The organism is Gracilibacillus salitolerans (assembly GCF_009650095.1).
GTDB classification, from domain to species: domain Bacteria; phylum Bacillota; class Bacilli; order Bacillales; family Amphibacillaceae; genus Gracilibacillus; species Gracilibacillus salitolerans.
In genome coordinates this window covers 581,287-593,338 of record NZ_CP045915.1, presented here as the reverse complement: position 1 = coordinate 593,338, position 12,052 = coordinate 581,287, and the positions used below count along the sequence as shown (strand labels likewise).

Annotated in this window: 15 protein-coding genes and 1 riboswitch; of the genes, 2 read left to right on the top strand and 13 right to left on the bottom strand. The window is 37.4% G+C overall.

Annotated features, from left to right (window positions below):
• Positions 1–217 precede the first annotated feature (217 nt).
• The 11 genes from GI584_RS02970 to lepB form a co-directional block, all read right to left on the bottom strand.
• Complete coding sequence (locus tag GI584_RS02970; protein WP_100362104.1) at positions 218–649, bottom strand: DUF4064 domain-containing protein; 432 nt, start codon at positions 647–649, stop codon at positions 218–220.
• A gap of 22 nt (positions 650–671) precedes the next feature.
• Entirely contained in the window at positions 672–1,619 is a 948-nt protein-coding gene (locus GI584_RS02965; RefSeq protein WP_100362105.1) for an ABC transporter permease, read from the bottom strand.
• Positions 1,612–2,529, bottom strand: a complete 918-nt coding sequence (locus GI584_RS02960) for an ABC transporter ATP-binding protein (RefSeq protein ID WP_100362106.1) — start codon at positions 2,527–2,529, stop codon at positions 1,612–1,614. Before GI584_RS02960 ends, GI584_RS02965 begins: the two co-directional genes overlap by 8 nt.
• A 281-nt stretch (positions 2,530–2,810) precedes the next feature.
• Positions 2,811–3,599 carry a bifunctional hydroxymethylpyrimidine kinase/phosphomethylpyrimidine kinase gene (gene thiD / locus GI584_RS02955; RefSeq protein ID WP_153790196.1) on the bottom strand — a complete coding sequence of 263 codons (789 nt, stop codon included), beginning with the start codon at positions 3,597–3,599 and terminating at the stop codon, positions 2,811–2,813.
• A 27-nt stretch (positions 3,600–3,626) separates the two neighbouring features.
• The gene (locus GI584_RS02950; RefSeq protein WP_100362108.1) at positions 3,627–4,103 is read right to left on the bottom strand and encodes a DUF456 domain-containing protein; all 477 of its coding nucleotides are present in this window, start codon (positions 4,101–4,103) and stop codon (positions 3,627–3,629) included.
• A gap of 311 nt (positions 4,104–4,414) precedes the next feature.
• Positions 4,415–4,939: a type 1 glutamine amidotransferase domain-containing protein gene (locus tag GI584_RS02945; RefSeq protein WP_100362109.1), complete on the bottom strand. Its 525-nt coding sequence runs from the start codon at positions 4,937–4,939 to the stop codon at positions 4,415–4,417.
• A 60-nt stretch (positions 4,940–4,999) separates the two neighbouring features.
• The gene (gene thiE, locus GI584_RS02940) at positions 5,000–5,650 is read right to left on the bottom strand and encodes a thiamine phosphate synthase (RefSeq protein WP_153790195.1); all 651 of its coding nucleotides are present in this window, start codon (positions 5,648–5,650) and stop codon (positions 5,000–5,002) included.
• Between the two features lie 4 nt (positions 5,651–5,654).
• Entirely contained in the window at positions 5,655–6,440 is a 786-nt protein-coding gene (gene thiM, locus GI584_RS02935) for a hydroxyethylthiazole kinase (RefSeq protein ID WP_100362111.1), read from the bottom strand.
• Positions 6,437–7,261, bottom strand: coding sequence for a bifunctional hydroxymethylpyrimidine kinase/phosphomethylpyrimidine kinase (thiD, locus tag GI584_RS02930; RefSeq protein WP_153790194.1), 825 nt, complete (start codon positions 7,259–7,261; stop codon positions 6,437–6,439). The genes thiM and thiD (GI584_RS02930) overlap by 4 nt, the downstream gene beginning before the upstream one ends.
• Before the next feature lie 2 nt (positions 7,262–7,263).
• Positions 7,264–7,953 carry a thiaminase II gene (gene tenA, locus GI584_RS02925; protein ID WP_153790193.1) on the bottom strand — a complete coding sequence of 230 codons (690 nt, stop codon included), beginning with the start codon at positions 7,951–7,953 and terminating at the stop codon, positions 7,264–7,266.
• Positions 7,954–8,062: 109 nt separating this feature from the next.
• A riboswitch (TPP riboswitch) is annotated at positions 8,063–8,170 on the bottom strand.
• 59 nt (positions 8,171–8,229) lie between these two features.
• Entirely contained in the window at positions 8,230–8,778 is a 549-nt protein-coding gene (gene lepB, locus GI584_RS02920; RefSeq protein WP_100362114.1) for a signal peptidase I, read from the bottom strand.
• 198 nt (positions 8,779–8,976) lie between these two features.
• Here lepB and GI584_RS02915 point away from each other — a divergent pair, with 198 nt between their 5' ends.
• Positions 8,977–10,170 (top strand): CynX/NimT family MFS transporter, encoded by a 1,194-nt coding sequence (locus tag GI584_RS02915; RefSeq protein WP_325063419.1) that lies wholly within the window; start codon positions 8,977–8,979, stop codon positions 10,168–10,170.
• A gap of 92 nt (positions 10,171–10,262) precedes the next feature.
• A complete protein-coding gene (locus GI584_RS02910) occupies positions 10,263–10,577 on the top strand; it encodes a hypothetical protein (protein WP_100362115.1) in 315 nt (104 codons plus the stop codon).
• A gap of 178 nt (positions 10,578–10,755) precedes the next feature.
• Here GI584_RS02910 and GI584_RS02905 read toward each other — a convergent pair whose 3' ends face one another.
• Positions 10,756–11,175, bottom strand: a complete 420-nt coding sequence (locus tag GI584_RS02905) for an organic hydroperoxide resistance protein (protein WP_100362116.1) — start codon at positions 11,173–11,175, stop codon at positions 10,756–10,758.
• A 100-nt stretch (positions 11,176–11,275) separates the two neighbouring features.
• Complete coding sequence (pflA, locus tag GI584_RS02900; RefSeq protein WP_153792893.1) at positions 11,276–12,034, bottom strand: pyruvate formate-lyase-activating protein; 759 nt, start codon at positions 12,032–12,034, stop codon at positions 11,276–11,278.
• Positions 12,035–12,052 lie beyond the last annotated feature (18 nt).

The following is a 12,052-nucleotide window of genomic DNA, read 5'->3' as shown; positions in this document are numbered from 1 at the left end:
AGCCGAGCCCACGGAAAGCGCAGTATTCTGCCGAAGCGTATGCCAAATCTCATCAAAATTTAAAACGGAAGAAGGCAAATCCTCGCAAAAGTTACTTCGCAGTTTATGTATTTTGGGCAAAGTTCTTTGCTTTGTTAATTAAAAAAACTTAAATCCGTTTCATTTATGATTGAAACGGATTTAAGCTTGTTAGTTTATTTTATCAGAGCGTATTATTTTAATATTGCTCCATATTGATTTCTTGCTTAGGTTTACGGACAAGTCCCATGATACCGGCTATTATATAGAAGATTCCTGCAAATATCGCAAGACCAAATGTAATGATTGTTGTTACAACGCCAACTACGAGTAAAATGATACTTGCAGCTTTTGGTTTACTGTTTCCTTTAAAGAAAATCATCGCAACAATACCAGCTACAATAGCAATGATCGAACCTACAATCAACATTGTACCAACCGAACCGACTCCATCCAGTAGCATTTGAACATCTGCTATGTCACTTTCAGTAAGTTGTGGATCTTCTCTAAGTAGGTCTTGCATCATTTCATTTTCTCCATCCAACATGCGGAACAAGCCACCAAATAAAGCTCCCAGTGAATATACAAATGCTCCGATAATCGATAAAACTACCTCTACTGTTCTTTTCATAGTTCTCTACTCCCCTTATTTATTAATTACCTGCAATATCACGCTTTGTAAATGATAGCCATGAAACGAGCAAAAACAATACAAAGTAAATGACTAAGATTGTAATCGAAAACCCTAGTGTCATGCTATCAATAATTGGACTTCCATTTCCAATATATTGGTTCAAATTGGTGTTAGCAAACAAAATATATTTCGCCCAATCGTACTCTGCCACGAAACCAATAATGGTATTTCCAGTAAACATTAGGAATATGGCTAATCCTATCGCCATCGCACTACTTCTAAACAATGTCGAAATCATAAAAGCAAATGTTGCCATCATCACTAAATTTACCATATTTAAGCCGTATTGTGTAAATATTTCTGCAAAAATAGAGATTTCTTCAATTCCATCTGCTCCCATTTGAACCAAATCAGGATTCCAACCATTGATTCCAAAGAAAATAGCACCTATAACTAAACTGATTATAAATAGAAAAACAAGCATAGTCACAGAAAATAGTAAAACCGATACAAATTTTGAAAATAAAATTTTAGTTCTGGAAATCGGTCGAATTAATAATAATTTGATCGTGCCCCATCGATATTCATTTGAAATAATGCCTGCTGCTACAATAATAGTAAATAAACTAATGATCATGGACAGCCCAGCGTTCTCAAGCGTAAATTGCCACGCATCATATGGAAGAGGCTTGACATCATTCTCTATATGATATTCATTTATTGCTATTTCAGAATCAAAACCTAAAAATTCCATTTCCTCATTTACTTCAAGTAATTCTTCATTTTCTTGAGTGAGCTGTTCCTTCCAGTTATCTCCATATGTTTGTTCGTCTTCTTCTCCAAAAACAAATACAATGAGAGCTCCCACAAGCAGAATGCCAGCCAAAATGATAAACATGGACCAAGTAGCGAAACGCGAATAAAGCTTCAGTTGTTCATTTTTCAATAATGATATAAAGTTAAGCAATGGTATTCTCTCCAATCAACTCAAAAAATTTATCTTCCAATCTGCTACGTTCTACTGCTACTTCATAGATTGCTATATCTTCCTCCACTAATTTTCTCACCAATTGCGGTACTGTACTTTTTGGAAGATTTGCCACCACACGCTCTTGGACTATTTTGGTTTCAAGTTCAAGTTGATCTTGGAGAATAGACTTCGCTTTTTCATTATCATCCACGTCTAGCTTCACAGTAACAAGGTCATTCTCTGTATTAGTATCCTGGACTTCTTCTACCGTAATTAATTCGCCATTCTTAATAATACCAATTCGATCGCACATTAATTCTATTTCAGATAATAAGTGACTGGATACAATAACCGATACCTGCTCTTTTTCTGCCATATTTCTTATGTAACTTCTTATTTCGCGTATACCAGATGGATCCAAACCATTAGTTGGCTCATCTAAGATTAAAATGGAAGGTTTGTGTAGTAATGCTTGGGCGATCCCCATTCTCTGCCTCATACCTAATGAATATTTACCAACCTTCTCATTAACAGCTTTTTCTAAACCTACTAATTTAATCACTTCATTTATTCTTTCATCAGTAATCCCTGGTATCATGCGAGCATAGTGTTTAAGATTTTTCCATCCAGACATAAACGGGTACATTTCCGGATTTTCCACAATTGCTCCTACATGCCGAATCGCTTCTTTAAAGTTACTTTTTATACTTATTCCATTTATCTTGATATCACCTGATGTAATTTTCATTAAACCTACCATCATGCGAATAGTAGTTGTTTTACCGGCTCCATTAGGCCCTAAAAAACCGAACACTTCCCCTTTTTTAATCGTAAAATTCAATCCTTTGATTATTTGTTTATTTCCTATTGATTTATGTACATCTTGCAATTCCATTGATGTAGTCATATCGAACCTCCTCTTTATTCCATATTCTATACGTTATAACACCGTATTTCGTTTCATATTTACTTGATTTTTCGCTAACTTTCGATTATGATACAATATATAACAACTAATGTTAGGTAATATAACATTAACAAAAAAGAAGCAGTTCGCATAAACTACTTCTTTTCGTAAGTTGTTATCTATCTTATTTGTTCTATCTTTTTTTGGGCAGTTGCATTCAAGCAACTGCTCTTTTTTTAGCCTTATTTCCATGCTTATTGCCAGTAGTTACGAAAGGTGGTTTATTTTTGTCTAGACGCACCATGTCTAACCGAACCTATACCTTTTCCAAAGGACAACGCGTGTTCAATAGCGGCATGTACAAACTGTTTACTTGTCTCAATAGCATCTGTCATCGGTACATTTTTCGCCAATTCAGCAGTTAGACAAGCAGCAAATGTACATCCAGCTCCACTGGTATGTATCGTATCAATCAAAGGCATTTCGAATACTTCAAATGCCTTACCATCATAATAAATATCAACTGCTCGATCCTCTACTTTTCCTGCCTTTAATAAAACTGATTGAGGTTTGAGGCCATATAACTCCCTTGTCGCTTCTTTTAGAGCATTCAACTCAGACGGAATTTCTCGACCTAATAATTTTTCTGCTTCTAATCGATTTGGTGTAATCACTGTCGCTTGTGGAATTAACTGTTCCTTTAATACTTCTATCGCGTCATCTGCTAGCAGTTGTGATCCCATTTTACCGATCATCACTGGATCTATTACTTTATATGGTACAAGGAGATCTTCAAGCAAATGACTTATTTTTTCAATAATTTGAGCAGAAAAAAGCATACCCGTTTTAATAGCATCCACACCAACCATCTCTGTTGCAGCATAAAACTGTGCTTCAATCTCTTCTATCTCCCGAATAAAAATCCCTTGATCTGTTTTGGTATTATTGGCCACTGTTGCTGTAATTACTGACATACCGTATACATCCCGTTCTTGGAATGTCTTTAAGTCCGCTTGAATACCAGCACTTCCTTGTGCAGCAGCTCCAGCAATTGTTAATACTCGCTTCATTTGTAACACCTCGATGTCTGATTTCCATTAAATAACGATAAAAAACCAGATGATCATGATCAACTGAATTATAATTTTCGCGAAGGTTCCGCTTAGAAATCCAATCAAGGATCCTAGCGCTGCCTTAAATGCTTCTTGTGATGTTTTTTTCTGAATCATTTCCGTTACGATCACTAATAAAAACGGAACAATAATAATACCGAATGGTGGGATAATAAATGAACCAACAATCACCCCAACAGCTGCCATCCGCTCTCCTGTTTTACTGCCACCAAATTTCTTCACAAAATAGCTATTTGCAATAATATCAGAAGATATCAACAGCAAGGTCAAAACAGCCATTGCCACCCAGAAGATCCAGCCAATATTCTCAGCCGCGAGGGCAAATTGATAAATAAAAAAACCAATCCAAATCACCAATACTGACGGAATGATCGGGAAAATAATTCCCGCAAACGCCAATACAAAACATACGATTATCAATATCCACCATAAAATATCCATGTATCAAAGCTCCAATTCTACATTTAAAAAAATGTGTCTAGTGTATTATTATACTTGCTTGTCATCACACGCTGTTCCCGTTATTTCTCCATTATAAACAATGATTGATAACTCAATTTTAATAAAAAACCTATGGTCACCCCTAGAAGATTTGTTGTTTATCTCCATTTATTCAACAAATATTTGATCAAACTTAAGGGATTTGTCCCTTACATCATTTATATAAGAACAGATAAAGTTACTGCGAAGTTTATCGATGTTGTATAGTATAAAAAGATCTTACAAGGAAATCCCTGTAAGATCAAGTTTGTTTACTGATTCGCTAAAAAGTCCGCATATGCTTTCACATATGGAGGTAAATCTGGTGGGCGACGGCTGGAAATGAGATGTCCATCTGTTACGACTGGTTCATCACTCCATAAACTACCTGCATTTGTCATGTCATCTTTTATTCCTGGAGTACTGGTTACTTTTTTGCCACGTAAAATACCAGCAGATATCAGTACCCATCCTGCATGGCAAATTTGGCCGATAGGCTTTTTCGCTTGATCCATATAACGGACCATTTCTAATACTTCTGGGAACCTTCTTAGTTTATCCGGCGCCCATCCACCAGGCACTAAGATACCATCATAATCTTCTGCGGTAATATCGGAAAAACTATATTCAGATTCTGCTGGAACACCATACTTCCCGATATATTTTTGATTGGCTTCTTTCCCCACCAGATGTACCGTTGCACCCTCTTCACGCAAACGTAAAACAGGGTACCATAGTTCCAGATCTTCAAAATCTTCGTCCACTAAAGCTATTACTTTTTTATTTTCAAGACGCACAATATTACCTCCTTCACTTTGATAGTATTAGTGTATCAAAAGTAAGACCCTATTATCGAATCATTGCTCCCGTGAATAATAATTTGCATGTTTTAAAAAAGCTCCTGCTGTTGTCCGCGGGTTTACCGATTGGCTAATGGCTGATATGACAGAGACTCCATCAGCACCAGATTGCACCAGTCGAATCACGTGTCCTAACCGGATACCGCCAATCGCCACAATCGGCAGGTCACCCACTCTTTCTCTTATTTCTTGTAAACCTTCAGCTCCAATCGGTTGTTTCGCATCCGTTTTTGTATTGGTGCTATTAATAGGACCAACCCCTATATAGTCTGCACCGTCTTTCTTTGCCTGAATGGCTTCCTCTGCATTAGTCGATGACACACCAACTAACCAATTGCTGGGGACCATTTTTCTTACTTCGTGTATCGACATATCGTCTTGCCCTACATGCACACCATCAGCCTCTACCCCTAGCGCTAATGGAACATCATCATTCACCAAAAAGGGGACGCGATATTGATGACATAGCTCTTTCATCTGAATGGCTAATTGTTTTTTAGCCACTCCTTCGAGTGCACCGCGACCTTTTTCACGGAACTGAAAAAGCGTAATACCACCCTTCAATGCTTCTTCCAAGACATATAAAGGATCTTCTTCTGTATTATTACTTCCGAGAATAAAATAGACTTGCAATAAATCACGTTTCATTGTTTTAGGAACTCCTAGTTATTCGTTTTTTCTTGTTGACTTCTGCTCCATCTACTGCAAAAAGTTGATCCAGGAAAGCTATTTGAAAACTACCTGGATATTGATGCTTTTCTGCTGCATTTTCCGCTGCCACACCATAATAGCTAAGCGCACCACTTATTGCGTCTGTCACCTTGTCACTTACAGATAAGAAAGCGGCAATGACGGCCGATAGTAAACATCCTGCACCAGTAACTTTTGTCAGAAGCGGATGACCATTGGAGATAATAACTTGCTCATTCTTATCGATAACCACGTCTTTTTCTCCTGTAATAGCAAGTGGCACTTGTAATGTGTCAAAAGCTAGGCTTGCTAATTGTTGGACATCGATATCACTTGAACCTTCGACACCACGAACTTGAGCGCCTACTCCAGCTAAATTGGCAATTTCCCCTGCATTTCCTCTAATACATGTTACGTTCACTTCCTGTAAGATACGTTTAGCGGAATCTGTACGAAATGTAGTGGCACCTACACCAACCGGGTCTAACACTACAGGTACTCCTGCTTGATTAGCAGCTTTACCCGCCAAAACCATTGCATCAACTTGTTCTTTTGTTAGTGTTCCAATATTCAACAGAAGAGCACTCGCAATCTGCGCCATTTCTTCTACTTCTTCTTTGGCATGAGCCATCACGGGTGCTGCACCGACAGCATATAAACCATTTGCTGTAAAGTTCATGACTACTTGGTTTGTAATGTTATGAATTAGTGGTTGCTGCTTTCGTACTTCATCAATTAAGTGATTCACTTGTTTGCCTCCCTTTGCCCGGGTAAACCTTTTAGCCTGTAGCCCCAATGATTAGTCGGACCATGTCCATTACCTAACTCAAGTGGATATTGGATAGCATCTGTAATAAAGTCCTTACCAATTACTACAGCGTCTTTTACTGACTTACCTTTTGCCAATTCAGCTGTAATGGCTGCAGAGAAGGTACAGCCTGTTCCATGCGTATGCTTCGTATCAAAACGGTCTACTTTTAAATAGTGGAGATCTACACCATCATATAAAACATCGACTGCTTCTCCTTCTAAATGACCACCTTTGACAACAGCAGCCTTCGCACCAAGGTCATCGACAATAACTTTCGCTGCTTTTTCTGCATCTTGATTATGGTGAATCTCGAATCCTACCAAAATTTCAGCCTCTGGTATATTTGGTGTGACAACGGTAGCAAGAGGAATCAAGGTATTACGAATAACTTGTCTTGATGTTTCATCCATTAAGGAATCCCCGCTTTTCGCCACCATTACCGGATCAATAACATAAGGAATATCTGAATTTGTTAGTTTATTAGCTATTAATTTCATCATATCGACAGTAGCGATCATTCCTGTCTTGATTGCTTGTGGTTGAATATCTGTTAAAACGGCATCTAATTGTTTTTCAATAAAATCAATACTCAAATGCTGTACATCTTGGACACCAAGTGTATTTTGCGCTACTACAGAGGTAATCACACTCATACCATAAACTTGTTGCTCTTGAAACACTTTTAAATCTGCCTGAATACCGGCACCACCTGAAGGATCTGTCCCAGCTATCGTGAGTGCTGATGCCACCTTATCCATTTCTATTCCCCCATTCCATCTAACGAAAACGGCCATTCTTCGACATTATAAGCCATCTCCCAGAATAAATACTCCAACTGACAGCTTTTGATAAAGGCTAGCTTTGCTTTTTGTTTTTCCGCTTCTCCGACTTGTTGTGCCCATTGATCTAAACGCTCACATAGTTCCGTTGTAACGGTTGCTGTATCTTCTTTCGCGTAAAACGTAATCCATTCATAAAAAGGATGGTTCTCTGCCGGTTGATATTTATCTTTTAAATAATGTCCAATTTCCAAATAAGTCCATGGACAAGGTAACAATGCCGCAATTAATTCACCACTACTTCCCTGCTGTGCTACACTTTTCATATGTGCTACATAGTGATCAGCTGTCGGTGGCAAAGGATATCCTTGTAATTCATCATAGCCAACTCCAGCTACACGACATAAGTTATGATGAGGATGGATTTCACTATTTAAGATAAAACCGATTTTTTCATAGAAATACGTCATATCTTCTCTTGTACTACTTTTCGCAATTGCAATACCATAAATGTTCATAAACGCATTGAGATACTCAAAATCTGCTTTTACATAATGAATGATCGCTTCTTTGTGTAGACTCCCTTCTCCAATTCCAACTACAAAAGGATGTTCAAAAATACCTTGATAAATATCATCTGCCGCTACACGCAATTCTTGACTAAATGTCATTTCTCCTGCCTCCAAATAATATATATTTCCATCATAAAAAGCCGCTCGCGGGTAGCAGAGCGGCTTTTTGAATAATCCATATCAAAAAATAAGGTGCATGTCTTCCACACACCATCCGACTCCACTTTCCTACGCTGGTCTTAACCAGTTCAGGTTCAAAGGGATCAAGAATTCGATTCTTATCTCAGCTGCTCATGCAGCACCCCTAGCGGAATTTTATTATGAAGTTATAACCAATAAAACACGGATATGGTTAATTGTCAAGTATTCCAGCATCTAGTTAATAATCCCAATTGAACCAATCGGCCAGATACGCATTTTGACATCTCCAATGACAGATTCTTCGTCAACAAAACCAAATTGACGGCTATCTTTACTCACTCTTCGATTATCACCTAATACAAATATTTTGCCGTCAGGAACACTTTCTTTACCTGTTAATTCTTTAAGTGTAAAATCATTTGTCAGCTTTTGCCCTTCAGAAAGAGCTGATTTGTAGTCATCAAGATACGATTCTTCATAGAGCTCTCCATTAATATACAGATTATCATCTCTCATTTCGATCGTATCACCAGGAAAGCCTACCACTCTCTTCACATAATTATCGTTCGAATCTGGGGCTTCGAAGGCAATTTCATCAAAGCGATCTATATTACTTATTTTACTCAAAATAATCCGATCCCCATCTTCTAAATTTGGCATCATCGATTCACCTTTCACAACGGAAGGTGTAATCAAAAAGTGCCGACACAAAAGTACGATAATAATAGCAACCAACAATGCCTTCAACCATGATAGTAATTCTTTAATAACCTTATTCTCCATTGTAGACCTTCCTTCACCATAGTTAACCTTCACTAGTGATTTATCACGGCGCTAACCGTCCGTAAGACCCTCACTGATGGAAGTCTCACTTTATGTATGTTATTCTATTATAATGCAAAATCTATTGATAGTTTCTTACTTATTTTAGCATATTCTGTATGTCAATTGTTAATGAAAACTTTGAAAAAAGGTGAAAAAATGAAAACAAAATCACATGTAACAAAAAAGCATTATACGCTCCTTTTTATTATTGGTATTATTCTTTTAGCCTTTAATTTAAGACCTGCGATTACCTCTGTCGGTCCCATTATTGGAATTATCCGGGAAGATTTATCGATCAGCAATTGGAGTGCAGGCTTTTTAACCAGTCTACCTCTAATTGCCTTTGCTTTTATGTCACCTATTGCACCTCGGATTGCCAATCGAACCAGTAATGAAAGAGCATTGCTTTATGGTCTTATCACATTATTAATTGGTATTTGGATTCGTTCTACAACATCCATTTTATTATTATTTGTCGGTACTATACTGATTGGGATCGGGATTGCTGTCATTAATGTTATTTTACCTAGTCTCATTAAAAGTAATTTCCCGGAGAAAATCGGTTTAATGACGGGCGTTTACACAACGTCTATGTCTATTTTTGCAGCTTTGGCCTCTGGTTTAAGTGTGCCACTTACAACAACTTCTGGACTCGGTTGGAAATGGTCATTAGCCAGTTGGAGCATATTAACAATTATTGGTATTACTGTGTGGCTAGTTACAATGAATAAAGGACCACTTAAAGAAGATCGTGAGTTGTATGAACCGAGCACGGTCCAATTATTGCGTTCACCGGTTGCCTGGCAAGTCACCTTATTTATGGGATTACAGTCTTTTTTATTTTATGTAACGATCTCATGGTTAGCTGAAATATTGATTTCCAATGGGTTTTCAGGGGCAGTTGCTGGATGGTATGTAGCATATATGCAATTCATCAGTCTTCCTGCTACTTTCTTCACACCTGTTATTGCAGGTAAATTGAAAAACCAACAGCCTGTCGTGGCAGTATTTGGTTTGTCCGGACTTATCGGGTATAGCATATTATATTTTGAGCCTGATATTATCGGATCCACAATAGCGATTACGTTAATTGGGATTATGTTAGGGGCAAGCATAAGTTTAGCATTAGCCTTACTTGGCTTAAGAACCTCTAACTCGAGGCAAGCTGCAGAATTATCAGGTATGTCACAATCTTTTGGTTACCTGTTAGCATCGGTTGGGCCAATAGTCATCGGGCTTATTTTTGACATTACAAACCATTGGCAACCTTCTATTATGACTATATTAGTTGTTACATTGATCATGACTGGTTTCGGTTTAGGGGCCAGTAGAAATAAGAAAGTCTTATAAAAGTAATGTAAATTATACTGAAAGTAACTTTACCCATCTAGATATCAGGAGTATACTGGGCATATGGATAAGAAAAGGAGATGGTTGAACTTATGAGAAAATTCCTCATTCTTATCATGATGATGTTAACCATTTCTCACTTTATCTCACTATCAAGTTATCAATCTAACATAACATTTAACATCGAATTAAACGAAGGACTACATGTTGCTTATTTTGATGCAGATTATCATGATTCAACGGCAGACAAAGGTATTTTAAATGAACATCGAGTAATGATTGGCACATTACTACTATTCACGATTATTTATTCTCTTCAACAGGCGTTTGTATCGCGACATTATCTACATGCGGTATTTTATCAATCTAATTATCTGATCACATTTGTACCCCTTCCACAAAAATAAATTGAAGGAGGTATAATTATGTGGTTCCGATTTTTTGTAATAGGCCTATTTTCCTTTGCAGCCTTGAGTGTTTGGATATACCAGGGAATTGAATTCGTTCAGGCTTTTTCAGAATACTTTAAAAATCGCTCGTAATAAAAAGAGCGCGGTGTACCAAAACACCGCGCTCTTTCTATATTTAAACAGCTTTTGTTTTTAATTCTACATCAATATTGCCTCTAGTTGCTTTGGAGTATGGGCAAAAGTCATGTGCTTGTTTTGCTAGTTCTTCTGCTTCTTCTTGTGATACGCCTTTAATTTCCACGTTAAGTACCACTCCGATTTTAAATCCTCCGTCAGCTTCATCTTTTAATAAGCTCACTTCTGACGTAATAGAAGATTCAATATCTTTCTTTTGTTTGGATGCCATTAAGTTCAAAGCACCGTCATAGCATGCAGAATAACCTGCAGCAAATAATTGTTCTGGATTAGAGCCTGTTCCATCACCATCACCCGCTGGATTTACCAGGTTTAAATCAATTAAACCGTCATCTGATTTGACATGACCGTCACGGCCACCTTGTGCAGTTGCTTTGGATGTAAATAATTTGTTACTCACTCTATCCACTCCTTCAAATTAAAATTAGAACGTATACTTTTGTTCTATAGTATTTATTCTACCAATACTATTCCTTTTCCTTCAATTATTAAACATTCAATTAACTGGAATGGAGAAATTTTTCTGTTTGTAAAGCTAGATGTAATATTTTTTCTGCATTGATCACCCGCTCTTGTGATGGTGGCTCTATTCCTTCTAGTGGATAATCCAAACCAAGCTCTTTCCATTTGTATATGCCGAGTTTATGATAGGGTAACACTTCAATTTTTTCGACATTGGACAGAGTCTGGATAAATGCTGCCAATCTTTTAAGTGCATCATCATCATCACTTATCGTTGGAACTAACACATGCCTGATCCAAACAGGCATTCTTCGTTGATCAAGGTGTTGTGCGAATCGCAAAATATGCTGATTGGACATACCTGTTAATACTTGATGTTTTACCAAATCAATATGTTTTAAATCTAATAGTACTAGATCAGTTACTTGAATTAACTTATCGAGCTTTTCAAGAAAGTATGGTGAAGTGGAAAAACATCCTCCACAACTATCAATGGTTGTATGGACTCCAAGTTTCTTTAATTCAGTAAAAAGAGCTGTCAAAAAGTCCACCTGTAACAATGGTTCGCCACCACTAACCGTAACTCCTCCCCCTGAGGCTTGAAAGAAAGGCAAGTATGATTGAATATCTTCTACTAATTCTTCTACGGTTATGTTTTTTCCATCTCCTCTTCTCCAAGTATCTGGGTTGTGGCAATACTGACATCTTAACAAACAGCCTTGCATAAATATGACATACCGCAAACCAGGTCCATCTACCGTACCACAAGTTTCAACAGAGTGAATTCTTCCAATCATCATACTCACCTCTCTTTT

Bases quoted from the DNA above. Each gene is read 5' to 3' on its own strand.
- GI584_RS02970 (WP_100362104.1), bottom strand. From the start codon at position 649: ATGAAAAGAACAGTAGAGGTAGTTTTATCGATTATCGGAGCATTTGTA.
- GI584_RS02960 (WP_100362106.1), bottom strand. From the start codon at position 2,529: ATGACTACATCAATGGAATTGCAAGATGTACATAAATCAATAGGAAAT.
- thiD (WP_153790196.1), bottom strand. From the start codon at position 3,599: ATGAAGCGAGTATTAACAATTGCTGGAGCTGCTGCACAAGGAAGTGCT.
- GI584_RS02950 (WP_100362108.1), bottom strand. From the start codon at position 4,103: ATGGATATTTTATGGTGGATATTGATAATCGTATGTTTTGTATTGGCG.
- thiE (WP_153790195.1), bottom strand. From the start codon at position 5,650: ATGAAACGTGATTTATTGCAAGTCTATTTTATTCTCGGAAGTAATAAT.
- thiD (WP_153790194.1), bottom strand. From the start codon at position 7,261: ATGGATAAGGTGGCATCAGCACTCACGATAGCTGGGACAGATCCTTCA.
- tenA (WP_153790193.1), bottom strand. From the start codon at position 7,953: ATGACATTTAGTCAAGAATTGCGTGTAGCGGCAGATGATATTTATCAA.
- lepB (WP_100362114.1), bottom strand. From the start codon at position 8,778: ATGGAGAATAAGGTTATTAAAGAATTACTATCATGGTTGAAGGCATTG.
- GI584_RS02915 (WP_325063419.1), top strand. From the start codon at position 8,977: ATGAAAACAAAATCACATGTAACAAAAAAGCATTATACGCTCCTTTTT.
- GI584_RS02910 (WP_100362115.1), top strand. From the start codon at position 10,263: ATGAGAAAATTCCTCATTCTTATCATGATGATGTTAACCATTTCTCAC.
- pflA (WP_153792893.1), bottom strand. From the start codon at position 12,034: ATGATTGGAAGAATTCACTCTGTTGAAACTTGTGGTACGGTAGATGGA.